The 24,732-nt window shown below is 64.2% G+C and carries 23 protein-coding genes; 21 read left to right on the top strand and 2 right to left on the bottom strand.

What is annotated here, in order from left to right; all coding sequences use genetic code 11:
- Positions 1 to 75: 75 nt before the first annotated feature.
- The gene (locus HL666_RS30680) at positions 76 to 1,095 is read left to right on the top strand and encodes a ParA family protein (protein WP_172185248.1); all 1,020 of its coding nucleotides are present in this window, start codon (positions 76 to 78) and stop codon (positions 1,093 to 1,095) included.
- Between the two features lie 14 nt (positions 1,096 to 1,109).
- Complete coding sequence (locus tag HL666_RS30675) at positions 1,110 to 1,781, top strand: RelA/SpoT domain-containing protein (protein ID WP_210262325.1); 672 nt, start codon at positions 1,110 to 1,112, stop codon at positions 1,779 to 1,781.
- Positions 1,782 to 1,955: 174 nt separating this feature from the next.
- Here the strand turns inward: HL666_RS30675 and queF are convergent, their stop codons facing one another.
- The gene (queF, locus tag HL666_RS30670) at positions 1,956 to 2,432 is read right to left on the bottom strand and encodes a preQ(1) synthase (protein ID WP_172185244.1); all 477 of its coding nucleotides are present in this window, start codon (positions 2,430 to 2,432) and stop codon (positions 1,956 to 1,958) included.
- A 159-nt stretch (positions 2,433 to 2,591) separates the two neighbouring features.
- Here queF and eno point away from each other — a divergent pair, with 159 nt between their 5' ends.
- The 7 genes from eno to HL666_RS30635 all read left to right on the top strand — a co-directional run bounded on the left by eno (position 2,592) and on the right by HL666_RS30635 (position 9,578).
- Positions 2,592 to 3,875 (top strand): phosphopyruvate hydratase, encoded by a 1,284-nt coding sequence (gene eno / locus HL666_RS30665; protein ID WP_172109293.1) that lies wholly within the window; start codon positions 2,592 to 2,594, stop codon positions 3,873 to 3,875.
- 32 nt (positions 3,876 to 3,907) lie between these two features.
- Positions 3,908 to 5,047 (top strand): zinc-binding dehydrogenase, encoded by a 1,140-nt coding sequence (locus HL666_RS30660; RefSeq protein WP_172185242.1) that lies wholly within the window; start codon positions 3,908 to 3,910, stop codon positions 5,045 to 5,047.
- A gap of 121 nt (positions 5,048 to 5,168) precedes the next feature.
- A complete protein-coding gene (locus tag HL666_RS30655) occupies positions 5,169 to 6,167 on the top strand; it encodes an MBL fold metallo-hydrolase (protein ID WP_172185240.1) in 999 nt (332 codons plus the stop codon).
- A gap of 213 nt (positions 6,168 to 6,380) precedes the next feature.
- Positions 6,381 to 7,550: a serine hydrolase domain-containing protein gene (locus tag HL666_RS30650; RefSeq protein WP_172185238.1), complete on the top strand. Its 1,170-nt coding sequence runs from the start codon at positions 6,381 to 6,383 to the stop codon at positions 7,548 to 7,550.
- A 148-nt stretch (positions 7,551 to 7,698) separates the two neighbouring features.
- Complete coding sequence (locus HL666_RS30645; RefSeq protein ID WP_172131942.1) at positions 7,699 to 8,256, top strand: NADPH-dependent FMN reductase; 558 nt, start codon at positions 7,699 to 7,701, stop codon at positions 8,254 to 8,256.
- Between the two features lie 148 nt (positions 8,257 to 8,404).
- Entirely contained in the window at positions 8,405 to 9,196 is a 792-nt protein-coding gene (locus HL666_RS30640; protein ID WP_172109288.1) for an aldolase, read from the top strand.
- Between the two features lie 64 nt (positions 9,197 to 9,260).
- Entirely contained in the window at positions 9,261 to 9,578 is a 318-nt protein-coding gene (locus HL666_RS30635) for an FtsB family cell division protein (RefSeq protein ID WP_172109287.1), read from the top strand.
- Between the two features lie 72 nt (positions 9,579 to 9,650).
- Here the strand turns inward: HL666_RS30635 and HL666_RS30630 are convergent, their stop codons facing one another.
- Complete coding sequence (locus HL666_RS30630) at positions 9,651 to 11,330, bottom strand: methyl-accepting chemotaxis protein (RefSeq protein ID WP_172185236.1); 1,680 nt, start codon at positions 11,328 to 11,330, stop codon at positions 9,651 to 9,653.
- Positions 11,331 to 11,806: 476 nt separating this feature from the next.
- Between HL666_RS30630 and pdhA the strand changes: the two genes are divergently transcribed.
- From pdhA to HL666_RS30570, 12 genes are all read left to right on the top strand, one after another.
- Entirely contained in the window at positions 11,807 to 12,829 is a 1,023-nt protein-coding gene (gene pdhA, locus HL666_RS30625) for a pyruvate dehydrogenase (acetyl-transferring) E1 component subunit alpha (protein WP_172109285.1), read from the top strand.
- A 30-nt stretch (positions 12,830 to 12,859) separates the two neighbouring features.
- On the top strand, positions 12,860 to 14,257 hold the full coding sequence (locus tag HL666_RS30620; protein ID WP_172131941.1) for a pyruvate dehydrogenase complex E1 component subunit beta: 1,398 nt from the start codon (positions 12,860 to 12,862) through the stop codon (positions 14,255 to 14,257).
- A 12-nt stretch (positions 14,258 to 14,269) separates the two neighbouring features.
- Positions 14,270 to 14,575 carry a DUF5076 domain-containing protein gene (locus HL666_RS30615; RefSeq protein ID WP_012044493.1) on the top strand — a complete coding sequence of 102 codons (306 nt, stop codon included), beginning with the start codon at positions 14,270 to 14,272 and terminating at the stop codon, positions 14,573 to 14,575.
- A gap of 2 nt (positions 14,576 to 14,577) precedes the next feature.
- Entirely contained in the window at positions 14,578 to 15,936 is a 1,359-nt protein-coding gene (locus HL666_RS30610) for a pyruvate dehydrogenase complex dihydrolipoamide acetyltransferase (protein WP_172185234.1), read from the top strand.
- A gap of 39 nt (positions 15,937 to 15,975) precedes the next feature.
- Entirely contained in the window at positions 15,976 to 16,212 is a 237-nt protein-coding gene (locus tag HL666_RS30605; protein ID WP_210262323.1) for a hypothetical protein, read from the top strand.
- A gap of 32 nt (positions 16,213 to 16,244) precedes the next feature.
- Positions 16,245 to 17,666 (top strand): dihydrolipoyl dehydrogenase, encoded by a 1,422-nt coding sequence (gene lpdA, locus HL666_RS30600; protein WP_172185232.1) that lies wholly within the window; start codon positions 16,245 to 16,247, stop codon positions 17,664 to 17,666.
- Between the two features lie 141 nt (positions 17,667 to 17,807).
- Positions 17,808 to 19,049 carry a threonine synthase gene (locus HL666_RS30595; protein ID WP_172185230.1) on the top strand — a complete coding sequence of 414 codons (1,242 nt, stop codon included), beginning with the start codon at positions 17,808 to 17,810 and terminating at the stop codon, positions 19,047 to 19,049.
- Positions 19,050 to 19,122: 73 nt separating this feature from the next.
- A complete protein-coding gene (locus tag HL666_RS30590; protein ID WP_172109280.1) occupies positions 19,123 to 20,094 on the top strand; it encodes a tripartite tricarboxylate transporter substrate binding protein BugD in 972 nt (323 codons plus the stop codon).
- Positions 20,095 to 20,329: 235 nt separating this feature from the next.
- Positions 20,330 to 22,054: a dihydroxy-acid dehydratase gene (ilvD, locus tag HL666_RS30585; RefSeq protein ID WP_172109279.1), complete on the top strand. Its 1,725-nt coding sequence runs from the start codon at positions 20,330 to 20,332 to the stop codon at positions 22,052 to 22,054.
- A 103-nt stretch (positions 22,055 to 22,157) separates the two neighbouring features.
- Positions 22,158 to 22,874 (top strand): tetratricopeptide repeat protein, encoded by a 717-nt coding sequence (locus HL666_RS30580; RefSeq protein ID WP_376698633.1) that lies wholly within the window; start codon positions 22,158 to 22,160, stop codon positions 22,872 to 22,874.
- A 48-nt stretch (positions 22,875 to 22,922) separates the two neighbouring features.
- Complete coding sequence (locus HL666_RS30575) at positions 22,923 to 23,399, top strand: GNAT family N-acetyltransferase (protein WP_172131938.1); 477 nt, start codon at positions 22,923 to 22,925, stop codon at positions 23,397 to 23,399.
- Between the two features lie 200 nt (positions 23,400 to 23,599).
- Complete coding sequence (locus HL666_RS30570; protein WP_172131937.1) at positions 23,600 to 24,649, top strand: substrate-binding domain-containing protein; 1,050 nt, start codon at positions 23,600 to 23,602, stop codon at positions 24,647 to 24,649.
- Positions 24,650 to 24,732 lie beyond the last annotated feature (83 nt).

Below are 24,732 nucleotides of genomic sequence, written 5' to 3'. Positions count from 1 at the left end.
CTTTCTCGCGGCAGTCGCACTCGGCTCAACCCGCCTCTGGGCCAAGGCTTATGAGTCCACGCCCTAGCTCACGCTTTGGCGGAGCTAGGAAAGAAGACGCTCGTCGTAGACTTGGACCCGCAGTGCAATCTGACGATATTCGCACTCCCTGACGAGGTCATCTGGAAGACGTGGTCTAAAGAGGATGACTACATCGATGACTTCAACAGTACGAGAGAAAAGAACCCTCAGTTCGAAGACGTTCTAAAGGAACCTAGGTCAGTTCATTTCGTGCTTAAGCCGACCGAGGACGGGACGGCAGAGCTACCCTCCCTTCCTCCTCCATTCGCACTTACGCCTAATTTGCATCTATTGCCTGGAAGGCTGACGCTGCACTTTTACGAAGACAAGATAGCGTCGCGATGGAGTGACATTTATCAAGGCGATCCGCTCGCTATACGCACCGTAACGCGCGCCCGGTCAATAGCCGAGGAGTACGCCGAGATCTATGGGTACGATATCGTAATCTTCGACACTTCGCCAAGCTTGGGCGCATTGAATAAGGCGGTCATTTCATTAGTCGATGGATTTGTAGTGCCTTGTAATCCAGACATGTTTTCTCTGTACGGCATACGCAACATAGGAAACTCATTATCAATATGGAAAAAACAGTTCGAGACCATCTTCCATTTGCTGTCAGTCGAGAAGCGATCAAACTTTCCGGAGGATTTTGTTAGGTTTCTAGGCTTTACGATTTATAACGCTAAGAAGTACGGCGGGACGAATGAGTGGGACCTCGCTACGGCTCACTATAATTTCGCAAAACAGATTCCGACTACAATCAAGCAATACATAAAAAAGGAGATCAGGTCGCATCTGAGTTCATCTCAGTTGGAGACGCCAATAGGGGAAACTGCCGTAATGCATACGCATTCCACGCTCCCCAGCATGGCTCAAAAGTATCATCTTCCCATCTGGAAGGTGCCGTCAGCCCAGCTAGAGGGGTCTGACAGAGCTACGATCGCCGGAAATAGAGCAACTTACGAAGGTACCCGCTTAAAGTATCAGCAATTTGCAAAGGACGTGTTGAATCGGCTCAGCACGCTTGACATATGAGCAGCGATCAGAAAGTGATCGACAGATTCAACTCGATGAGGCACGAGTTTGAATTGTTTATGGATGCCGTAGGCGGCCTCTTTCAGAAACATCCGACGATAACTAAAGATCCGTTTCCGATTGTTCACTCAATACGAAAGAGGATAAAGAGTGAAAATCATCTCCGTAATAAGCTTCAGCGGAAAGCTGATAAGGGCGAGTTGGTAGACGCTGAGAATTGCTTTGACCAAATTACGGATTTTGCCGGAATTCGTGTTCTCCACCTTAAGCAAGAAGACTTCAAAACTATCAAAGATGTAATAGACGAAAGGGTTACAAATCGCGACTGGCATCTGTTCGAAACGCCGATCGCCTATACATGGGATCCAGAGTACGAACGATACTTCCTAGAACTTGGCTGTAGATGCAGGAGGAAAGACAGTTTTTATACAAGTGTTCATTTCGTAGTTAAGCCGAGACCAGACTCTCCTCTTTCGTGTGAAATACAGGTCCGCACACTATTTGAGGAAATCTGGGGGGAGATTGACCACCAGCTGAACTATCCAAATTCCACAACGATACGGAGTTGCGCAGAGCAGTTGCATGTCTTGGCAAAGGTGGTCGGTGCAGGGTCAAGACTTGTTACATCTATATTTAACAGCGTTGACGCGAACTCCGTTCCGGCTCGACCTGGAAATGACAGCTGAATTCGTGCGTAAGGACGCCGCCATAATCTCAATAGGTGCTGACCTTGCCCCCAAGTTTTATCCAGGTATGAGTTCGTTCGGGCGGGATTGAAGACGTTCGAGATCTTGTGCCCGTTCGCCTATAAGGCAAAGTTCGCGGCTTTGTCGCCTATTGAGACGGGCCGATCATGCATCTTACCCCCGCCCGCGATACGGCGCGACGCCCTGGTCCGGCACCCACAGTCCCTTCGGCAGCCTGCCGGTCTGCCAGAACACGTCGATCGGGATGCCGCCGCGGGGGTACCAGTAGCCGCCGATGCGCAGCCATTTCGGCTTGAGCTCGGCGGCGAGGCGCTTGCCGATCGCGACCGTGCAGTCCTCGTGGAAGGCGCCGTGGTTGCGGAAGCTCGCGAGGTAGAGCTTGAGCGACTTGGACTCGACCAGCCAGGGGCCGGGCGCGTAATCGATGACGAGATGGGCGAAGTCCGGTTGGCCGGTCACCGGGCATAGCGAGGTGAACTCGGGCACCGTGAAGCGGGCCAGGTAATCCGTGTCCTTCTGCGGATTGGGAACGCGGTCGAGCTTGGCCGCCTCCGGGCTGTCCGGGGCCGCCACCTCGCGGCCGAGCTGAAGGCCGGCCGATGTCAGGGATGGGTTGGATTTTTTCGCCATGTGTCGGGTCACCTGCCGCAGAGGCGCCCGTTTAGCCAATCGGAGCGCCCGCGTCATCCGCTTCGTGATTTCGGCGTCAGGTGGCCTTTTCGCCCCCGTGACCTTGCGGTAGAAGCGGCGCAGCAAAGCCCACCCGGAAACGCCTCACGAGGACCCCCCATGACCGCCATCGTCGACATCATCGGCCGCGAAATCCTGGACAGCCGCGGCAATCCCACGGTCGAGGTCGACGTCGTGCTGGAGGACGGCTCGGTCGGCCGCGCCGCGGTTCCCTCCGGCGCCTCGACCGGCGCCCATGAGGCGGTCGAGCTGCGCGACGGCGACAAGCACCGCTATCTCGGCAAGGGCGTGCTGAAGGCCGTCGAGGCCATCAACGACGAGATCTACGAGGCGCTCAGCGACATGTCGGTGCAGGACCAGGTCCAGATCGACCAGATCCTGATCGAGCTCGACGGCACCGAGAACAAGAGCCGGATCGGCGCCAACGCCATTCTCGGCGTCTCGCTCGCCTGCGCCAGGGCCGCGGCGATCTCCTACGACATGCCGCTGTATCGCTATGTCGGCGGCACCTCCGCCCGCACCTTGCCGGTGCCGATGATGAACATCGTCAATGGCGGCGTTCACGCCGACAACCCGATCGACTTCCAGGAATTCATGATCATGCCGGTGGGCGCGCCGACCTTTGCCGAGGCGCTGCGCTGCGGCTCGGAGATCTTCCATACGCTGAAGGGCGAGCTGAAGAAGGCCGGCCACAACACCAATGTCGGCGACGAGGGCGGCTTCGCGCCGAACCTGCCGTCGGCGGACGCCGCCCTCGACTTCGTCATGAGCGCGATCGGCAAGGCCGGCTACACCGCGGGCGAGGACGTCATGCTGGCGCTGGACTGCGCCGCGACCGAGTTCTTCAAGGACGGCAAGTACGTCTATGAGGGCGAGAACAAGAGCCGCTCGCGCTCGGAGCAGGCGAAATATCTCGCCGATCTCGTCGCGCGCTATCCGATCTGCTCGATCGAGGACGGCATGTCCGAGGACGACATGGACGGCTGGAAGGAGCTGACCGACCTGATCGGCCACAAGTGCCAGCTGGTCGGCGACGACCTGTTCGTCACCAACGTCAACCGCCTCGCCGACGGCATCCGCAACGGCCGCGCCAACTCGATCCTGATCAAGGTCAACCAGATCGGCACGCTGACCGAGACCTTGGCCGCGGTCGAGATGGCCTACAAGGCCGGCTACACCGCCGTGATGTCGCATCGCTCGGGCGAGACCGAGGATTCGACCATCGCCGACCTCGCGGTCGCCACCAATTGCGGACAGATCAAGACCGGCTCGCTGGCCCGCTCCGACCGCACCGCCAAGTACAACCAGCTGCTGCGCATCGAGCAGGAGCTGGATTCGCAGGCCAAATATGCGGGCAGGGCGGCGCTGAAGGCGCTGGCCTGATCGCTGACGACAACACAACAGGGGAGGCACAGATGAGTGGCGAGACCGGCCTGCAACTGCGGACACTGATCAAGCGCAGCGGTGAGCTCGAACTGTCGCTGGTCGACGTGCCGACCCCTGAACCGGGGCCGGACGAGGTCGTGGTGCGCATCGAGGCGGCGCCGATCAATCCGTCGGATCTCGGCCTGCTCGTCGGCGCGGCCGACCTCGCGACCGTCAAGGCGTCCGGCACCAAGGACCGGCCCGTCATCACGGCGAAAGTACCGGAGGCCGGGATGCGGGCAATGGCCGCCCGCGTCGACGAGTCGATGCCGATCGGCAACGAGGGCGCCGGAATCGTGGTCAGGACCGGGTCGTCGGACGCCGCCAAGGCGCTGATGGGCCGCACCGTCGCCGCGATCGGCGGCGCCATGTACAGCCAGTATCGCTGCCTGAAGGTCTCCGAGTGCCTGCCGCTGCCGGACGGCACGACGCCGGAAGAGGGCGCATCCTGCTTCGTCAATCCGCTGACCTCGCTCGGCATGACCGAGACGATGAAGCGCGAGGGCCATACCGCGCTGGTGCATACCGCGGCCGCCTCCAATCTCGGGCAGATGCTCAACAAGATCTGCCTCAAGGACGGCATCCCCCTGGTCAACATCGTCCGCAGCCAGGCGCAGGCCGAACTGCTGCGCGGCATCGGCGCGAAGCATGTCGTCGATTCGACGTCGCCGAATTTCATGGACGAGCTGATTGCGGCGCTGGTCGAGACCGGCGCGACCATCGCCTTCGACGCGATCGGCGGCGGCAAGCTCGCCGGCCAGATCCTCAACGCGATGGAAGCGGCGATCAACAAGTCCGGCAAGCACGCTTACAGCCGTTACGGATCGAACGTGCACAAGCAGGTCTACATCTACGGCAGCCTGGACACCCGGCCGACCGAGATCACGCGCGGCTTCGGCATGACCTGGAGTGTCGGCGGCTGGCTGCTGTTTCCGTTCCTGATGAAGATCGGGCGTGCGGATGGCGACCGGCTGCGGCAGCGCGTCGTCGACGAGCTCAAGACGACGTTCGCCAGCCACTACACCAAGGTCGTTTCGCTGACGGAGGCGCTCGATCCGACCAACCTCGCGGCGTACGCCAAACGGGCCACCGGCGAAAAATTCCTTATCGCCCCCAACAAAGATAAGTGACCTAACGCCGCTCCCCGGACGTTGCTGACGGGCTTGCGTTTGCCCCGCGGCCGGAGACAATCCGCCCGGTTTTTCAGGGGGCGGTGTCTGCCGCGCATCAAGCACTGAGGAGAGACTTGTCATGAGCCAATTGGATCGCCGTCGATTTCTGGCCGGTGCGGCCCTTGCCGGAGCCGCGAGCGCGTTGCCATCGCTGACCGGCGGGCAGGCGCGCGCAGCGGTCGCCCCCGCCGGCGCCCAGGCGCCCGGCTTCTACCGCTACAAGGTCGGCGACTACGAATGCACCTCCGTCAATGACGGTGCGCGCACCTTCCCGATGCCCGACAAGTTCGTGGTCAACACGCCGAAGGACGAGGCGCTCGCCGCGGCCGAGAGCGCCTACATGCCCAAGGGCATGATCACGATTCCCTTCAATCCGCAGCTCATCAACACCGGCTCCAAGCTGGTGCTGATCGACACCGGCAACGGCGCCGGCGCCTTCGAGGCCAGCAAGGGCGCGGTCGGCCGCACCTTGCAGAACCTCGCCGCTGCCGGCATCGATCCCAAGAGCATCGACGTCGTCGTGCTCTCGCACATGCATGGCGACCACATCAACGGCCTCAAGCTCGCCGACGGCTCGCTGGCGTTTCCGAACGCCGAGATCAAGGTGCCGGCCAAGGAATGGGCGTTCTGGAATAGTGACGAGAATGCCGCCAAGGCGCAGACCGATTTGATGAAGGGCAACTTTGCCAACTTCAAGAAGGTGTTCGGCGGGCTCGAGAGCAAGGTCACACAGTACGAGTGGGACAAGGAGGTCGCGCCAGGGATCACCGCGCTGGCGACGCCCGGCCATACGCCGGGCCACACCTCGTTCGCGGTCGCCTCGGGCAACGCCAAGGTGTTCATCCAGTCCGACGTCACCAACGTGCCGGAGCTGTTCCTGCGCAATCCCGACTGGCACGTGATGTTCGACACCGATGCGGCGCAGGCCCAGGAGACGCGGCACAAGTTCTACGACATGGCCGCCGCCGAGAAGGCGAGGGTGATCGGCTTCCACTTCTCGTTCCCGTCGGTGGGCTATGTCGAGAAGGATGGACCGCGGTACCGGCTGATTCCGGCGCCGTGGAATCCGGTGCTGTAAGTTTTCTTCGTCATTGCGAGCGAAGCGAAGCAATCCAGGGGCTCGGTCGGGACTCTGGATTGCTTCGTCGCTTCGCTCCTCGCAATGACGGAGGAGAGACTGTAACAGGCCGCCTCCGGGCGGCCTGTTCGTTTTTGCATACGCGAAATGCCGGGCTTTCCGCTGCGGCCGTGAACGCCTATGTCGGACGTTTCGTAGTTCGCAGGACCGTGCATGTCGACCGATCCATCTCCCTCCAGCGCCGATCTCTCCAACTGGCGCACCGCGCCGTTCAGCCGCTGGGCTTTCCACAACGTCCGCTCGATCCTGCCGGTGGCCGACATCGCGAGCGCGCCGGGCAGCGCCTGGCCGCTACCGGCGAGCCCCGTTTCATTCGACGATTTCAGCCTGCGGCTGCCGAAGGGCGGCACGCTCGACCTCGATGGCTTCCTCAAGGCCACGGCGACCGACGGGCTCCTGATCCTGCACGACGGCCGCATCGTGTTCGAGCATTATGACGGCGGCACCGATCGCGACGCGCCGCACATCCTGATGTCCGCGACCAAGTCGATCACCGGCCTGATGCTCGGCATCCTCGCCGATCGCGGCGAGATTGACATCGAGGCCGAGGTCACGCGCTACGTGCCGGAGGTCGAAGGCACGGCCTATCGCGGCGCCACCATCCGTGAGCTCACCGACATGCGTGCCGGCATCGTCTTCGATGCCGCCGGCCTCCAGGCCTATGCCGACGCCGCCGGCTGGGAGCCGGTCACGCCCGGCACGCCGCCGAACCTGCACGATTTCCTTGCGACGATGCGTGCGCAGGCCAAGCCGCATGGCGGTCCCTTCAGCTACGTCTCGTCCAACACGGATCTGCTCGGATGGGCGATCGAGCGCGCCACCGGCCGCAGTTTCGCGAGCCTCGTCGGCACGCTGCTATGGCAGCCGATGGGGGCGAGCGGCGAGGCCTTCATCACGCTCGACCGCGAGGGCGCGCCGCGCTGCACCGGCGGCTTCTGCGCCACCTTGCGCGACTTCGCCCGGCTGGGCCAGCTCGTGCTGTCGGGCGGCCGCCGCGGCTCGCACGCGATCATCCCCGAAGCCTGGCTCGACGACATCAGGTACAACGGCGATACCGAGGCCTGGCGCGACGGCCAGTGGCGCGACAGCTTCGCCGCGATCAGCCGCAACATGCACTATCGCAGCGGCTGGTACGTCACCAACGATCAGCCGCAACTGCTGTTCGCGATGGGCATTCACGGTCAGAACCTGTTCGTCGATGCCGCCAACGGGATCGTCATCGCCAAGCTGTCGAGCTGGCCGCAGCCGGTCGAGGGGCAATCGATCTGGCTCACCCATCAGGCGGTGACCGAATTCACGCGTTGCATCCAGGCGGCGGGCTGAATTGCGAGAAGTCCAGGGGAGGGGGAACATCCGAACGTTTCATGCGATGAAACGCAGTGTTTCGCAGCATGCCATATTCATGCACTTGCATGTTCTTGCCGTCGGGCCTTAAGTGCGGCCGATTCGTTCCTCCTCAAAGGATATCCCAATGCCCGCCCCCTATTCCATCGTCGCGCTCGTCGGCAGCCTCCGCAAGGAGAGCTTCACGCTCAAGATCGCGAAAGCGCTGGCCAAGCTGGCGCCCGCCAGCCTGAAGATCGACGTGGTCACGCTCGAAGGACTGTCGTTCTTCAATCAGGATCTCGAAGCCAATCCGCCGGCCGAGTGGCTCGCCTTTCGCGAGAAGCTCAAGGCCTCGCAGGGCGTGCTGATCCTGACGCCCGAATACAACCGCTCGATCCCGGGCGTCCTGAAGAACGCGATCGACATCGCTTCGCGGCCCTACGGCCAGAGCTCGTTCCTGGGCAAGCCGGTCGGCCTGGTCTCCAACTCGCCAGGTCCGCTCGGCGGCGTCGCCGCGGCGAAGCATCTGCAGAACATCATGCCGGGTATTTCGGGCCCCGTGATGGGCCAGCCTGAGATCTACCTGAACGGCGTCGGCGATGCGTTCGATGGCAATGGCGAGCTGATCAAGGACGCGCTGAAGACGGTGCTGCAGCAATATCTCGACGCCTTCGCCGCCTTCGTGGCCAAGCAGAACGGCTGACCTCATGACAGCCCGGCGACGGTGCATCCCGCTGTCGCCGGCTGCATGACGGGTATGAGCGGGGCAGGGCGTTGACGCGCCTTGCCCGATCCGTTTCAAGGCAAGGGCCGGTCACCTGCGCAGGAATGCGCGTTGCCAAGGATATTCGATGGCCCACGCCTTCACACCCGCCAGCACGTCAACCCCCGGGGCGAACCAGCCGGATCTGAACTCGGAAGCGGTCTGGCAGGCGCGGGCCGATCTCGCGGCCTGTTTCCGCATGGCCGCGCGCTACGGGCTGGAAGAGGGCATCTGCAATCACTTCTCGGCGCTGGTGCCCGGCTATGACGACCTCTTCATCGTCAATCCCTACGGCTACGCCTTCCGCGAGCTGACCGCCTCGAAGCTCCTGGTATGCGATTTCGACGGCAACGTCATTGCCGGCGACGGCCGTCCCGAGGCGACGGCGTTCTACATCCACGCCCGCATCCACAAAGCGCTGCCGCGCGCCAAGGTCGCGTTCCATACGCACATGCCGTATGCCACGGCGCTCTCGATGACGGAGGGCGCACCGCTGATCTTTGCCGGGCAGACGGCGCTGAAATTCTACGGCCGCACCGCCGTCGACGAGAACTACAACGGCCTCGCGCTCGACACCCGCGAGGGCGACCGCATCGCCGGCGCGATCGGCGAGGCCGACATCGTCTTCATGAAGCATCACGGCGTCATGGTGCTGGCGCCGACCATCGCCGAGGCCTGGGACGATCTGTATTATCTCGAGCGTGCCTGCCAGGTGCAATGCCTCGCGCTGTCGACCGGGCGCAAGGTGGTGCCGGTCGACAGCGCCATCGCCGAGGCCGCCTATCGCCAGATGCGCGAGGGGGATGCGGAATCGGCCCGGCTGCATCTCGAAGCGATCAAGCGGACGCTCGACCTCGAGGAGCCGGCCTACCGCGGTTGAGCGCACAGCGGGCGGGCCAGCAGGGTTAGCGATTCCTTAACCGGGGCACCGCATTCTGCCGGCCATGGTCTCCCGCGCACGCCTGAAATCATTCCTCACCGGGCTCGCCCTCTACACGATGGCGGCGGCCATCATCGGCTATTTCGGCATCAACGCCTATACCGGACGCTATGGGCTCAATGCCCGTCAGGAGCTCGACCAGGAGATCGTCGCGCTCACCTCCGAACTCGTGCGGTTGAAGCAGGAACGGGCCGAAGGCGAGAAGCGGGTGTCGCTGCTGCGCTCCGACCGGGTCGACCCCGACATGCTCGATGAGCGCGCCCGCTTCGAGCTCGGCTATGCCAACCCGCGCGACTTGATCCGCATCATTCGGCCGCAGTGATCGAGCGCCAAGGCTCGCTCCGGCTGCGCCGGAATGCCGGTGCGCGATCGGGCTGGTTGCCTCGATCAGTGGTCAGGCGGCGCGCACCGACCCCAGGAATCGGCTGACCTCGATCTTCAGGCGCTGGCTCTCCTGCGACAGGCTCTGGACGGAGGAGAGCACCTGCGACGACGCCGATCCCGTCTGGCTCGCCTCGCGCTGGACCTTTGCGATGTTGGCGGAAACCTCCCGTGTGCCCTGTGCGGCCTGCTGAATGTTGCGGGAGATTTCCTGCGTTGCCGCGCCCTGTTCCTCGACGGCGGCGGCGATAGTCGAGGCGATCTCGGACATTCGTCCGATCGTGTCGCCGATTTCCCTGATGGCCGAGACCGAATGCTGCGTGGCGGCCTGGATCGAGCCGATCTGCTGGCTGATTTCATCGGTCGCCTTGGCGGTCTGCTCGGCCAGAGCCTTGACCTCGGAGGCGACCACAGCGAAGCCGCGGCCCGCGTCGCCGGCCCGCGCCGCCTCGATCGTCGCGTTCAGTGCCAGCAGGTTCGTCTGGCCCGCGATCGTGTTGATCAGCTCGACGACATCGCCGATGCGGGCTGCGGCCTGCGACAATTCGCCGACCCGCTCGTTGGTGCGCCGCGCCTGCTCTACGGCTTCGCTCGCGATCGCGGCCGATTGCTGGACCTGTCGGCTGATCTCGTTGACGGAGGACGACATCTCCTCGGTCGAGGCCGCCACCGACTGGACGTTGTTCGAGGCGTCGCCGGACGCGTTGGCGACGACGGTGGCGAGCCCCTGGGACCTGTCGGCTGTGGCCGTGAGCGACTTGGCCGAGGTTTCGAGCGCCGTCGCCGCCGACGAGACGGTGTCGATGATGCTGCCGACCGAGCTCTCGAACTCGTTGGCGAGGCGTTCGGTGTCTGCCTTGCGCTGAGCGACCAGACGGCCTTCCTGCTCCTTCTGCTCGGATTCGAGCCGCTGGCGCGCCGCAGCGTTGACCTTGAACACCTCGACCGCCCGCGCCATCTCGCCCAGTTCGTCGCGGCGCTCGGCGCCCGGGACGTTCACGTCCAGATTGCCCGTTGCGAGCTCGGTCATCACCCGCGTGATGGCCTGCAGCGGCCGGACCAGCCCCCGCGCAATCGTCAGGGCGATCAGGCAGAGCAGTGCGATCAATCCTGCGGCCCAGACCAGCGCCGTCTTCACTGTCGCATAGAACATCTCGTCCAGATCATCGACATAGACCCCGGTGCCGACGATCCAATCCCAGGAGTCCGCCTTCAGCGTATAGCCCAGCTTGGCAACCGGCACGGTGCTGCCGGCGCGCGCAAACATATAGTCGGTGAATCCCCCGCCATCGCGCAGGCCGGAGGCCACCAGCTCGCGCACGAAGAAGAGGCCATTGGCGTCCTTCTCGTTGCTGAGGTTCTTGCCTTCCCAATCGGGACGGGGGCCCAGAACAACATTCTCTCCGTCCGGCTTGTAGACGAAGATATAGTCGTTCTTGCCATAGCGGATGTTTCGCAGCGTCGCCTTGGCTCGGTTCTGCGCCTCCGCCTCCGTCAACGTGCCCTTCTGCACCTCGGCAGACAGCGCCTTGACGATCGAGGCCGCTGACTGCACCTGACCTATGATGGCCGTCTTTCGTTCGTCCAGAAGTGCGGAGCGCGCGTTCAGCAGCTGGCTGGCAATGGCCGCGATGCAGATCGCGATTGAAACGGCGACCAGCACGCCGAACCGGCGGGGAATCGTCAGGACCATGTTTGCATTCCCCTCAGGGGCAGCCTCGTTGCTGCTGGGCGGCACGTTGATGATCACGAGTTGAGAACCGTTAAAATTCGCCCTCCGTAGGAGTACGAGGGCGGCGGGTGGTCAAGCTGGCGGAACGGGCCATTCGATCAACGTTCATCGTCGCCCGCAGCCACCGTTTGCCAGCCCGTCGCAATGCGCTGACGGCGTGGCGCATGGGAGCTGCCCTGCGCTGTCTTCCCGGCAGCCATTCATCGCGCGGAGACATAGCGAGATGGTGCAACGAAAGCAGGCAGATCAGCCCCTCATGGTGGTGGAGGATCGTCGAGCGGACGCGCATCATTTCAAGAACGGCTCCATTCAATTTCAAAAATTTCGCGGCCTTGTTGCAGTGCGGCGCAGCAAAGTGAATGGTGGTTCACGCAGTCCTTTTACGTGCCATGGAGTTGAGCTAGAGAAAGCTACTTTTTCTCTCATCCGGAATTGCCATGGCCGCACCCAAGAAGACCGCCGCAAAGGAACAAGGGCAGGACAGAGACAACGGCCCGCCGCCGGAATTCACCAGGGACCAGGATTTGGCTGCGCTGCGCGACATGCTGCTGATCCGCCGCTTTGAGGAAAAGGCTGGTCAGCTCTACGGCATGGGTGCGATTGGCGGCTTCTGCCACCTCTATATCGGCCAGGAAGCCGTGGTCGTCGGCATGCAGATGGCGCTGAAGCCGGGTGATCAGGTCATCACCGGCTATCGCGATCACGGCCACATGCTGGCTACCGGCATGGACGCCAAGGGCGTGATGGCCGAGCTTACCGGGCGCCGCGGCGGCTATTCCAAGGGCAAGGGCGGCTCGATGCACATGTTCAGCATGGAGAAGAACTTCTTCGGCGGCCATGGCATCGTCGGCGCCCAGGTGTCGCTGGGCACGGGCCTGGCGCTCGCCAACCGCTATCGCGGCAACGATTCGGTCAGTGTCGCCTATTTCGGCGACGGTGCGGCCAATCAGGGGCAGGTCTATGAGAGCTTCAACATGGCGGAGCTCTGGAAGCTGCCGGTGATCTACGTCATCGAGAACAATCGCTATGCGATGGGCACCGCGGTGTCGCGCGCCTCGGCGCAGACCGACTTCTCCAAGCGCGGCATCTCCTTCAACATCCCGGGCGAGCAGGTCGACGGCATGGACGTCCGCGCCGTGAAGGCCGCCGGCGAGAAGGCCGTGGCGTGGTGCCGCGAGGGCAAGGGCCCGTACATTCTCGAGATGCAGACCTACCGCTACCGCGGTCACTCGATGTCGGACCCGGCCAAGTATCGCACCCGCGAGGAGGTCGAGAAGGTCCGTCACGACCAGGATCCGATCGAGCAGGTGCGCAACCGTCTGCTGGCGGCCAAGGTCAGCGAGCAGGACCTCAAGACGATCGATGCCGACGTGCGCAAGATCGTCAACGAGGCTGCCGATTTCGCGCAGGCCGATCCCGAGCCGGATCCCGCCGAGCTCTACACCGACGTTTATCGCTAAGCGCAGACGCTGTTTTCTTCCGGAGCTGATATGCCAATTCAAGTTTTGATGCCTGCGCTGTCGCCCACGATGGAGAAGGGCAACCTCGCCAAATGGCTGAAGAAGGAAGGCGAGGCGATCAAGTCGGGTGACGTGATCGCCGAGATCGAGACCGACAAGGCGACGATGGAGGTCGAGGCGACCGACGAGGGCACGCTCGGCAAGATCCTGATTCCCGAAGGCACCGCCGACGTCGCGGTGAATACCCCGATCGCCACCATCCTGGCCGATGGCGAGACCGCGGCCGACCTCGGCAAGGCGGCAGCGCCCGCCGCCGAGATGAAGGCTGCACAGTCGGCACCGCCGGCCGAGCCGGCCGCTGCGATGCAGGCTTCGCCCGCGCCGACTGGCGTGGCTGCGCCGCAGAGCGTCGCCGAGCCCGATCCGGAAGTCCCCGCCGGCACCGAGATGGTGACGCAGACGATCCGCGAGGCGCTGCGCGACGCCATGGCCGAGGAGATGCGCCGGGACGGCGACGTCTTCATCATGGGCGAGGAGGTCGCCGAATATCAGGGCGCCTACAAGGTGACCCAGGGCCTGCTGCAGGAGTTCGGCGCCCGCCGTGTCATGGACACGCCGATCACCGAGCACGGCTTCGCAGGCATCGGCGTCGGCGCGGCGATGGCCGGCCTGAAGCCGATCGTCGAGTTCATGACCTTCAACTTCGCCATGCAGGCGATCGACCAGATCATCAACTCCGCTGCCAAGACCCTGTACATGTCCGGCGGTCAGATGGGCTGCTCGATCGTGTTCCGCGGGCCCAACGGCGCCGCCGCCCGCGTCGCCGCGCAGCACAGCCAGGACTATTCGTCCTGGTATTCGCACATTCCGGGCCTCAAGGTCGTCGCGCCGTATTCGGCGGCCGATGCCAAGGGCCTGCTGAAGGCCGCGATCCGCGATCCGAACCCGGTGATCTTCCTCGAGAACGAGGTGCTCTACGGGCACTCCGGCGAGGTGCCGAAGCTCGACGACTACATCATCCCGATCGGCAAGGCGCGCATCGCGCGTAGCGGCAAGGACGTCACGATCATCTCCTGGTCGAACGGCATGACCTACGCGCTCAAGGCCGCCGATGAGCTCGCCAAGGAGGGCATCGAGGCCGAGGTGATCGATCTGCGCACGCTGCGGCCGATGGACACCGAGACCATCATCGCGTCGGTCAAGAAGACCGGCCGCGCGGTCACGGTGGAAGAGGGCTGGGCGCAGAGCGGCGTCGGCGCCGAGATCGCTGCGCGCATCATGGAGCACGCCTTCGATTATCTCGATGCGCCGGTCACGCGCGTGTCGGGCAAGGACGTGCCGATGCCGTATGCGGCGAACCTCGAGAAGCTCGCGCTGCCGTCGGCGGCCGAGGTCGTGCAGGCCGCCAAGTCCGTCTGCTACCGCTAAAGGGAATCCCAGATGGCCGGACCCAAGGAGCAGCCGCTGCCGCCCGACGTCGTCGGCCGCGAGGACGCCACCGAAGTGTTGCGCGCCTTCGTGCTCGATGGCGGGCTCTCGATCGCGTTTCAGCGCGCGTTCGAGGAGCCCGACGTGTGGGGGCTGCTCCTGGTCGACGTCGCCCGACATGCTGCGCGCGCCTATGCGCGCGAGAGCGATTATTCCGAAGACGAGGCGCTGCAGCGCATCGTCGAGATGTTCGAAGCCGAGCTGGCTCGGCCGACTGATATGGGCAGCACCAGCCCCAGGTCGAAACAAGGTCACTGATCATGCCGATCAACATTCTGATGCCCGCGCTGTCGCCGACGATGGAGAAGGGCAACCTCGCTCGTTGGCTCAAGAAGGAAGGCGACCAGGTCAAGTCCGGCGAGGTCATCGCCGAGATCGAGACCGACAAGGCCACGATGGAAGTCGAGGCGGTCGACGAAGGCACGCTCGCCAAGATCCTGGTGCCCGAGGGCACGCAGGACGTGCCGGTCAACGACGTCATCGCGGTGCTTGCCGGCGAGGGCGAGGACGTCAAGGCAGCCGGCAGCGCGCCGGCGGCTGCTGCTCCCAAGGCTGAGGCCAAGCCGGCGGCGTCCGTGGCCCCAGCTGCTGCGCCGGCGCCTGCTGCCGCGCCCGCGCCGAAGCCGGCTGCTGCTTCCGCACCGGCCGCTCCTGCGGCTGCTGCACCTCAGGTCAACGGTCACGAGCGCATCTTCTCGTCGCCTCTGGCGCGGCGTCTCGCCAAGGATGCCGGCATCGATCTCGGCCGCATCACCGGCACCGGCCCGCATGGCCGCGTCGTGGCGCGCGACGTCGAGGAGGCCAAGTCCGGCAAGGGTCTCAAGGCCGCACCCTCGGCCGCTCCCGCCGCGGCGGGCGCTCCCACCGTGGCGCAGTCGATGTCCGACAAGCAGATTCTTGCGCTGTTCGAGCCGGGCTCCTACGAGGTCATCCCGCATGACGGCATGCGCCGCACGATCGCGCAGCGCCTCACCGCGGCGACGCAGACCGTCCCGCATTTCTATCTCACGATCGACTGCGACATCGGCAAGCTGCTCGCCGCCCGCGAGGAGATCAACGCGGCCGCACCGAAGGACAAGGAGAAGAAGCCGCTCTACAAGCTCTCGGTGAACGACTTCGTCATCAAGGCGATGGCGGTGGCGCTGCAGAAGATCCCGAACTGCAACGTCAGCTGGACCGAAGGCGGCATGGTCAAGCACAAGCATTCCGACGTCGGCGTCGCCGTGGCGATGCCCGGCGGCCTGATCACGCCGATCATCCGGAAAGCGGAGACCAAGACGCTGTCGGCGATCTCCGGCGAGATGAAGGACTTTGCCGCACGCGCCCGCTCGCGCAAGCTGAAGCCGGAGGAATATCAGGGCGGCACCACGGCCGTCTCCAACCTCGGCATGTACGGCATTACGCACTTCACGGCGGTGATCAATCCGCCGCACGCGACGATCCTTGCGGTCGGCACGAGCGAGGAGCGGCCCGTCGTGCGCAACGGCAAGATCGAGATCGCCAGCATGATGAGCGTGACGCTGTCGTGCGATCACCGCGCGATCGACGGCGCGCTCGGCGCCGAGCTGATCGGCGCCTTCAAGCAACTGATCGAGAATCCCGTGATGATGATGGTGTGATCTTGCTTTCCGGAGCGGGATGGCAAACGGGGCCAACGCATGCGCATCAGAACGCGGTGGCCCTGGATCACGGCGCTGGTGAGTGCCGCGCTGTTCGCCAATCCGCTCGGGATCGACGTCATCCATTCTGCCTTCTTCTCCGGCGAGGCGCTGTCGCGCGGCATCTGGGCGCCAATCGCGCTCGCCGGATTCGCTATCTGCACCCTGCTGATGCTCCTGGAAGCCGTCATGCGAGCCATGATCTGGCGACGCTCCGTCCGCAGCCCCACCGTCTGATTTCCGACTGCTTAAGTTGAATGGGAGCCGTCATGGCCGACACATCCTTCGACATCATCATCATCGGGTCCGGCCCGGGCGGCTACGTCGCCGCGATCCGCGCCGCCCAGCTCGGCTTCAAGACCGCGATCATCGAGAAGTCCTATCTCGGCGGCATCTGTCTGAACTGGGGCTGCATCCCGACCAAGGCGCTGCTGCGCTCGGCCGAGATCTATCACTACATGCAGCATGCCAAAGACTATGGCCTGTCGGCGGAGAAGATCTCCTACGATCCCAAGGCGGTTGTGCAGCGCTCGCGCGGCGTCTCGAAGCGCCTCAATGACGGCGTCGGCTTCCTGATGAAGAAGAACAAGGTCCAGGTGATCTGGGGCAAGGCTGCGATCGACGCGCCGGGCAAGATCACCGTGACCAAGTCCGACGTCGAGGCGCCCAAGGGCGCGCTGGGCGAGGGGACCTATCAGGCGAAGCACATCATCGTTGCCACCGGCGCGCGGCCGCGCGTGCTGCCGGGGCTCGAGCCGGACAAGAGGCTGGTCTGGACCTATTTCGAGGCGATGGTTCCTGACAAGATGCCGAAGTCGCTGCTCGTCGTCGGCTCGGGCGCGATCGGCATCGAGTTCGCCTCGTTCTTCCGCACCATGGGCTCCGAGGTGACGGTGGTCGAGGTGCTGCCGCAGATCCTGCCCGTCGAGGACGCCGAGATCGCCGGCATCGCCCGCAAGCAGCTGGAGAAGCAGGGCCTCAAGATCATGACCGGCGCCAAGGTCACCAAGCTCGACAAGAAGAGCGACAGCGTGGTGGCGACGATCGACGACGGCAAGGGCAAGATCGAGACGACCGAGTTCGATCGCGTGATCTCCGCGGTCGGCGTCGTCGGCAACATCGAGAATCTCGGGCTCGAGAAGCTCGGCGTGAAAACCGATCGCGGCTGCATCGTGATCGACGGCTACGGCAAGACCAACGTGCCCGGCCTCTACGCCATCGGCGACGTCGCAGGTCCCCCGATGCTGGCGCACAAGGCCGAGCATGAGGGCGTGGTCTGCATCGAGGCGATCAAGGGCCTGCACCCGCACCCGATGGACAAGAACCTCATTCCGGGCTGCACCTACTGCCATCCGCAGGTCGCTTCCGTGGGGCTGACCGAGGCCAAGGCCAAGGAGCAGGGGCGTGACATCCGCGTCGGCCGCTTCCCCTTCGTCGGCAACGGCAAGGCGATCGCGCTCGGCGAGGACCAAGGCTTGGTGAAGGTCATCTTCGACAAGAAGACGGGCCAGCTGATCGGCGCGCACATGGTCGGCGCAGAGGTCACCGAGCTGATCCAGGGCTATGTCGTCGCGATGAACCTGGAGACGACCGAGGAGGAGCTGATGCACACGGTGTTCCCGCATCCGACACTGTCGGAGATGATGAAGGAAGCCGTGCTCGACGCTTATGGCCGCGTGTTGAACATGTAGCTCCGCCCACCGCTCGTCATGCGCGGGCTTGACCCGCGCATCCATCGCGCTTCGGGAAGACTCTTGCGAAGCGGATGGATTGCCGGGTCAAGCCCGGCAATGACGGATGTAACCAGAAGGGCTCAGCCAGAAAGTCCCGCCGTGAAATCCAGCGACAATCTCACCACCGAGCGCCCGACCTTCGTCACCCATCTCGAATGCGCGATGGAGGGCGATCATTATCCGGCCGACCAGGTCCACAATCTCTCCAAGGCCGGCAAGCCGCTGCTGGTGCGCTACGATCTCGCGGGCGTGAAGCAGGCGCTGACCAAGGACGCGCTGGCGCAGCGGCCGGCCGACATGTGGCGCTATCGCGAGCTGCTTCCGGTGCGCAAATGCGAGGACATCGTCAGCCTCGGCGAGGTGATGACGCCGCTGATCACACTGCCGAAGCTGGCCAAGAAGCTCGGCGGCGGCGAGATCATCGTCAAGGATGAGGGCCGGCTGCCGACCGGCTCGTTCAAGGCGCGCGGCCTCGTCATGGCGGTGTCGATGGGCAAGGCGCTCGGCATCACGCACATGGCGATGCCGACCAACGGCAATGCCGGTGCCGCGCTCGCGGCCTATGCCACCTCCTGCGGCATCAAGACCACGATCTTCTGTCCGGCCGATACGCCGGAGGTGAACGTCAGCGAGATCGAGCTGCAGGGCGCGACCGTCTACCGCGTCAACGGCCTCATTGATGACTGCGGCAAGATCGTCGGCGAGGGCAAGGCCAAGGTCGGCTGGTTCGATACCTCGACCTTGAAGGAGCCGTATCGGATCGAGGGCAAGAAGACGATGGGGCTCGAGCTCGCCGAGCAGCTCGGCTGGGACGTCCCCGACGTGATCTTCTATCCGACCGGCGGCGGCACCGGTCTGATCGGCATGTGGAAGGCGTTCGACGAGCTGGAGAAGATTGGGTTCATCGGAGCAAAGCGCCCGCGCATGGTTGCGGTGCAGGCGTCCGGCTGCGCGCCGATGGTGCGCGCCTTCGAGCAGGGCGTCGAGCATGCGACGCGCTGGGAGGATGCGCACACGATTGCCTCGGGAATCCGCGTGCCCCAAGCGGTCGGCGACTTCCTCATCCTGCGCGCCGTGCGCGAGAGCGGCGGTTTTGCGATCGCGGTCGATGACGACGCGATTTCGTCTGCTCTCAACCAGGTCGCGCGCGAGGAAGGTCTGTTGCTGTGTCCCGAGGGCGCCGCGACCTATGCGGCCTACAAGCAGAGCCTTGCTGACGGGCGCGTGTCTAAGAGCGATCGCGTGATGTTGTTCAACTGCGCCACGGGCCTGAAATATCCGCTGCCGAAGGTCGAGCGGGCCCTCGATCGCCACCAGCCGATCGACTACACTCGGTTCTAACCGGACGGTCGGCATCGCGGCCTGGCGCCTGATCGTCTGACAACAAGGATCAGGCCGCTCTGGGAGGACCGCGATGCGACGCCTGTTTGGCGCTGTGGTGACGGCGCTTGCCTTGTTTGTCGGTTCCGCTGCTGCGGAGACCTACCCCTCTCGCGCCATCACGGTGATCGTGCCGTTCGCCGCCGGCGGACCGTCTGACGCGATGATGCGCATCCTGGCCGAGCACATGAAGCAGACGCTCGGCCAGCCGGTGCTGGTCGAGAACGTCACCGGCGCGGGCGGCTCGATCGGGGTGGGCCGCGCCGTGCGCTCGAGGCCCGACGGCTACACCGTGAGCTTCGGCCATCTCGGTACGCACGTCGCCAACGGCGCGGTCTACCGGCTCGGCTATGATCTCGTCGCCGATCTCGAGCCGGTCGTGCTGCTGCCGAGCAATCCGATGATCATCGTCAGCAAGAGCAACGTGCCGGCGAAATCGCTGTCCGAATTGCTCGCCTGGCTGAAGGCGCAGCCGACTCCTGCCTCCGCCGGCACGGCCGGCAACGGCTCCGGCAGTCATATCGCCGGGCTCTATTTGCAGCAGATCACCGGCATCAAGCTGCAATACGTGCCCTATCGGGGCACGGGGCCAGCGATGAACGATCTCGTTGGCGGACAGATCGATCTCATCGTCGATCAGACCTCCAACGCCATCAACCAGGTGCGTGCCGGCATGATCCGGGCTTATGCCGTCACCGACGCCAAGCGCCTGGATACGGCACCCGAGATTCCGACCACCGACGAGGCCGGTCTGCCGGGCTTCCACATGACGTTGTGGTCGGGACTGTGGCTGCCGAAGGGAGCGGCCAAGGATGTCGTTGAGACGCTCAATGGCGCGGCCGTCGCCGCCCTGAATGATCCGGATGTGCAAAACCAATTGAAAAACCTGGGATTGCAGATGCCGCCGGCGGATCGGCGCACCCCCGATGCGCTTGGAACCTTGCAGCGTGACGAAATCGCCAAATGGTGGCCGATGATCAGAAGCGCAGGGGTGGTGCCGGAGTAGGCTGGCGGTATCTCATTCCGCCTGTGATGGTTGCGCAACAGCCACGAATGTTGCGACCCCGCCACAGTTTACGAAGTTTTGGTAACAATCTCCGGCGCTCCGCAAACGCGCCGCTTTTTGGCCACACCTGGTCGTGAAATACTTTGATCAGAATAGTACCAGTGCGTGTGAGGTAGCAAGAAATCCACTTTCAGGATTTTAGCGTTCTCCGCAGCACCGGGAGGCCAGAACAGCGATGGACGCGAAGACCGACATCAAGCGCAGGCTGCCCAGCCGTCACGTGACGGAAGGGCCCGAGCGTGCGCCGCATCGGTCCTATCTCTACGCGATGGGTCTGACCACGGCCCAGATTCACCAGCCTTTCGTCGGCGTTGCCTCGTGCTGGAACGAGGCCGCGCCCTGCAACATCGCGCTGATGCGGCAGGCCCAGGCGGTGAAGAAGGGCGTTGCGCACGCCGGCGGCACGCCGCGCGAATTCTGCACCATTACCGTGACCGACGGCATCGCCATGGGGCATGACGGCATGCGCTCGTCGCTGCCGTCGCGCGAGGCGATCGCCGATTCGGTCGAGCTGACGATTCGCGGCCATGCGTACGATGCGCTGGTCGGCCTGGCCGGCTGCGACAAATCGCTGCCGGGCATGATGATGGCGATGGTGCGGCTCAACGTGCCCTCGATCTTCATCTATGGCGGCTCGATCCTGCCGGGCAATTTCCGCGGCCAGCAGGTCACGGTGCAGGACATGTTCGAGGCGGTCGGCAAGCATTCGGTCGGCCAGATGTCGGACGAGGATCTCGACGAGCTCGAGCGCGTCGCCTGTCCGTCGGCCGGCGCCTGCGGCGCCCAGTTCACGGCCAACACCATGGCGACCGTCTCCGAGGCGATCGGGCTGGCGCTGCCTTACTCCGCTGGTGCGCCTGCGCCCTACGAGATCCGCGACTCGTTCTGCATGACCGCCGGCGAGAAGGTCATGGAGCTGATCGCCGCCAACATCCGGCCGCGGGATATCGTCACACGGGCCGCGCTGGAGAATGCCGCGGCGGTTGTGGCGGCGTCCGGCGGGTCGACGAATGCTGCGCTGCACCTACCTGCGATTGCGCATGAGGCCGGCATCAAGTTCGACTTATTTGACGTCGCCGAAATCTTCAAAAAGACACCTTATATCGCGGATTTGAAGCCGGGTGGCCGCTATGTCGCCAAAGACATGTTCGAGGCTGGTGGCATTCCGCTCTTGATGAAGACGTTGCTCGACCATGGCTATTTGAACGGCGACTGCCTCACAGTCACCGGCCGGACGATCGCCGAAAACCTCAAAGGCGTGAAGTGGAATCCGCACCAGGACGTGGTGAGGCCGGCCGACCAGCCGATCACTGCAACCGGAGGTGTGGTCGGTCTGAAAGGCAATCTCGCGCCAGAGGGCGCGATCGTGAAAGTCGCGGGCATGTCGAACTTGAAATTCACTGGGCCGGCCCGCTGCTTCGATCGGGAAGAGGATGCCTTTGAGGCCGTGCAGAAACGCACCTATCGCGAGGGCGAGGTGATCGTCATTCGCTACGAAGGTCCGCGCGGCGGCCCGGGCATGCGGGAAATGCTGCAGACCACGGCGGCGCTGACCGGGCAGGGCATGGGCGGCAAGATCGCGCTCATCACCGACGGCCGGTTCTCGGGCGCGACCCGCGGCTTCTGCATCGGCCATATCGGACCGGAGGCGGCCATCGGCGGGCCCATCGCCCTGGTCGAGGATGGCGACATCATCGAGATCGACGCCGAGGCCGGCATCCTTAACGTCAAGTTGAGCGATGCCGAACTGGCGACACGCAAGACCAAGTGGACGCCGCGTGAGACCCATCACACGTCAGGTGCACTTTGGAAATATGCCCAGCAGGTTGGACCGGCCGTGGCGGGTGCCGTCACCCACCCAGGTGGTGCGCAAGAGAAGTATTGCTATGCGGACATCTGATCGGATCATTTTTGCATTGATGCTGGGGGTTGCCCCGCTCGCGTTGCCGACGTCGTCGTTCGCGTTCGATGGCGCTCCGGTCAACCAGGAGCCGGCGATTGCCGTGGCTGGACCGCAGGCCGGTGCTGGCGCGCTGCGCAAGACCGTGCCCGCGACGACCTCCTCGACGTCGCCGACCCAGTCCCTGACTGCGCTGCAATATGCAGCGGAGGAAGGTCACCCGGTCGCGCAGTTCAAGCTCGGCCGGATGTACGCCGCCGGCGATGGCGTCGCGCGCGACGACATGCGCGCCTTCGACTATTTCAGCCGCATCGCCAATGCGCATGCGGAGGACAGCCCGTCGGCGCCGCAGGCCCAGATCGTGGCCAACGCCTTCGTCGCGCTCGGCCGCTATTATCTCAGCGGCATTCCCAACACCAAGGTGAAGGCGGATCCGGACCGTGCGCGCGAGATGTTCTCCTACGCGGCGTCCTATTTCGGCAATGCCGATGCCCAGTACGATCTGGCGCGGATGTACCTGAAGACGGCGGATGCGTCGCGCGACGACTTTCGTTATGGCGCGCGCTGGCTCGGCCTCGCCGCGCAGAAGGGGCAGCATCAGGCCCAGGCCTTGCTTGGTCAGATGCTGTTCAATGGCGACCGTCTGCCCCGGCAGCCGGCGCGCGGCCTGATGTGGCTCACTCTGGCGCGCGACAGCGCCGGTCCGGACGAGGTCTGGATCAAGGAAAGCTACAACCGCGCCTTCGCCAAGGCGTCCGACGACGACCGTGCCTCGGCACTGCAGATGCTTGAGAGCTGGGTGCAGGGCAAGCGCGAGTAAGCGGAAGCGGAATGCATCGCATTCCCTCCGCGCGACGGAGGGACTGGGATGATCATCCGCGATGCGACGCCTGATGATGCCGAGGCAGCCTGCGCCGTATTACGCGCCTCCATCATCGAATTGTGCGGGGCGGATCATCGCGGCAATCCGGACATCCTCGGCCGCTGGCTCGCGAACAAGACACCGGAGATCGTCGCCAGCTGGGCCGACGGGCAGGACCGATCGCTGCTGGTCGCGGTCGAGGAGGGGACGATTCTCGCTGTCGGCGGCCTCGCTCATCCCAACGAGATCACGGCGAACTATGTGTCGCCGCAGGCGCGCTTTCGCGGCGTGAGCTCGGCCCTGGTGGCCGCGCTGGAGCAGCGAGCGGCGGCGCTCGGCGCCCGTGAGATCGAGCTGTTGAGCACCGAGACCGCGCACCGATTCTATCTCGCCCGCGGCTATGCCGACGTCGGCATCCCCGCCGGGAGGTTTGGCACCGCCGCGTCCTATCCGATGCGCAAGCTTATTGCCCCGGTGGGCTGAGTCGCACCGCGCCGCTCGTCATCAGCGTCCTGTCTGCCGTTGCCTAACGATTGGGCGATGAGTGGCTGCTGTTTTGATCAGCCTTCGGCTCCCAGACCAAATTCGGCGAACTTTGATGCACAAACGACTGCGCCGGTACCGAATCGCGCTTGGCACGATTTGTGAGTGCAAGTCCTCTGCAACAGCAGAAGGCGGTACGTTTGCGCAACGTTCGGATCGGCCTGATCATTCCTCAGCGCGGCTCGGCAGGGTTGTGGGCGCCCTCGGCCGAAGCCTGTGGGCGGCTGGCCGTAACCGAGCTCAACCAGGCTGCGGGCATCCGCCGCAGGCCGGTTGAACTCGTTGTCATCGATGGAGGTGCCAGTGGCGCCAGCGCGGGGCAGGCGGCCGCGGAGGCGGTCGATGAACTCGCGGTCGACGGTCTCGTCGGCATGCTGCCGAGCTATGCGCGCGATCCAGTCGCCCGCGCCGCGCGCGGCCGCGTGCCATTCGTCTACACGCCGCAGTTCGAAGGCCTGTCGCCGAACAGCGATGTCATGACCACCGGCGAGACCGCCCGCGAATTGCTGGCGCCCGCCATTCAGTGGCTCTCCGAATGCAAGCGCGCCCGCCGCTTCTTTCTGTGCGGGAACGACTATATCTGGCCGCGCTCCTCGCTGCAGATCGCCAGGCGGCTGATCGCCCGATTCGGCGGGACCGTCACCGGCGAGCACTACGTGCCGGTCGGCGTGCATGACTTCGACGAGATGCTCGACCGCATCAAGGCGACGCGCAGCGACGTCGTCCTGCCGGTCTTCCTCGGCTCCGATTGCATCGCGTTCAATCGCGCCTTCTGCGCCGCCGGCCTCAGCCGCCACGTGCTGCGCTTCTCCTCGGCCTTCGACGAGACCATCGTGTATGGCCTCGACTGTAGCGAGACCGAGAACGTCTACGTGGCTTCCAGCTACTTCGCCTCGCTGCGCTCGCGCAACAACGGCGCATTTCTCGAGCGCTACTACACGGCCTATGGCGACAATCCGCCGCCGGCGAACGGCTATGGCGAGTCCTGCTACGAGGGCATTCACGCGCTGGCCGCGCTGATAGAGCGCGCCGAGAGTTTCGATGCGCGCGATCTCCGGCGCGTGTTCGGACGAACCCTGCAGGGGCGCACCGCCCGCGGCAACGAGGCCAAGCCGGTGGTCGGCGGCCGCCACCCGATCCATCTCGCCGAGCTGGACGGCTACGATTTTTCGGTCGTCGCATCGCGCTAGACGCGGGTGGCGTCAAAAAATAACTTGCCATTTCAAATATTGTAATTTTAAACTTCGTGCGGCTCGTGAACCCGCATCACCAA

Origin of the sequence: Bradyrhizobium aeschynomenes (genome assembly GCF_013178945.1) — a bacterium.
In the GTDB taxonomy this organism is placed as follows: Bacteria; Pseudomonadota; Alphaproteobacteria; order Rhizobiales; family Xanthobacteraceae; genus Bradyrhizobium; species Bradyrhizobium aeschynomenes.
This window is presented reverse-complemented; position numbering and strand designations above follow the sequence as displayed.

Bases quoted from the DNA above. Each gene is read 5' to 3' on its own strand.
- queF (WP_172185244.1), bottom strand. From the start codon at position 2,432: ATGGCGAAAAAATCCAACCCATCCCTGACATCGGCCGGCCTTCAGCTC.
- eno (WP_172109293.1), top strand. From the start codon at position 2,592: ATGACCGCCATCGTCGACATCATCGGCCGCGAAATCCTGGACAGCCGC.
- HL666_RS30660 (WP_172185242.1), top strand. From the start codon at position 3,908: ATGAGTGGCGAGACCGGCCTGCAACTGCGGACACTGATCAAGCGCAGC.
- HL666_RS30655 (WP_172185240.1), top strand. From the start codon at position 5,169: ATGAGCCAATTGGATCGCCGTCGATTTCTGGCCGGTGCGGCCCTTGCC.
- HL666_RS30650 (WP_172185238.1), top strand. From the start codon at position 6,381: ATGTCGACCGATCCATCTCCCTCCAGCGCCGATCTCTCCAACTGGCGC.
- HL666_RS30645 (WP_172131942.1), top strand. From the start codon at position 7,699: ATGCCCGCCCCCTATTCCATCGTCGCGCTCGTCGGCAGCCTCCGCAAG.
- HL666_RS30640 (WP_172109288.1), top strand. From the start codon at position 8,405: ATGGCCCACGCCTTCACACCCGCCAGCACGTCAACCCCCGGGGCGAAC.
- HL666_RS30635 (WP_172109287.1), top strand. From the start codon at position 9,261: ATGGTCTCCCGCGCACGCCTGAAATCATTCCTCACCGGGCTCGCCCTC.
- HL666_RS30630 (WP_172185236.1), bottom strand. From the start codon at position 11,330: ATGGTCCTGACGATTCCCCGCCGGTTCGGCGTGCTGGTCGCCGTTTCA.
- pdhA (WP_172109285.1), top strand. From the start codon at position 11,807: ATGGCCGCACCCAAGAAGACCGCCGCAAAGGAACAAGGGCAGGACAGA.
- HL666_RS30620 (WP_172131941.1), top strand. From the start codon at position 12,860: ATGCCAATTCAAGTTTTGATGCCTGCGCTGTCGCCCACGATGGAGAAG.
- HL666_RS30615 (WP_012044493.1), top strand. From the start codon at position 14,270: ATGGCCGGACCCAAGGAGCAGCCGCTGCCGCCCGACGTCGTCGGCCGC.
- HL666_RS30610 (WP_172185234.1), top strand. From the start codon at position 14,578: ATGCCGATCAACATTCTGATGCCCGCGCTGTCGCCGACGATGGAGAAG.
- HL666_RS30605 (WP_210262323.1), top strand. From the start codon at position 15,976: ATGCGCATCAGAACGCGGTGGCCCTGGATCACGGCGCTGGTGAGTGCC.
- lpdA (WP_172185232.1), top strand. From the start codon at position 16,245: ATGGCCGACACATCCTTCGACATCATCATCATCGGGTCCGGCCCGGGC.
- HL666_RS30590 (WP_172109280.1), top strand. From the start codon at position 19,123: ATGCGACGCCTGTTTGGCGCTGTGGTGACGGCGCTTGCCTTGTTTGTC.
- ilvD (WP_172109279.1), top strand. From the start codon at position 20,330: ATGGACGCGAAGACCGACATCAAGCGCAGGCTGCCCAGCCGTCACGTG.
- HL666_RS30575 (WP_172131938.1), top strand. From the start codon at position 22,923: ATGATCATCCGCGATGCGACGCCTGATGATGCCGAGGCAGCCTGCGCC.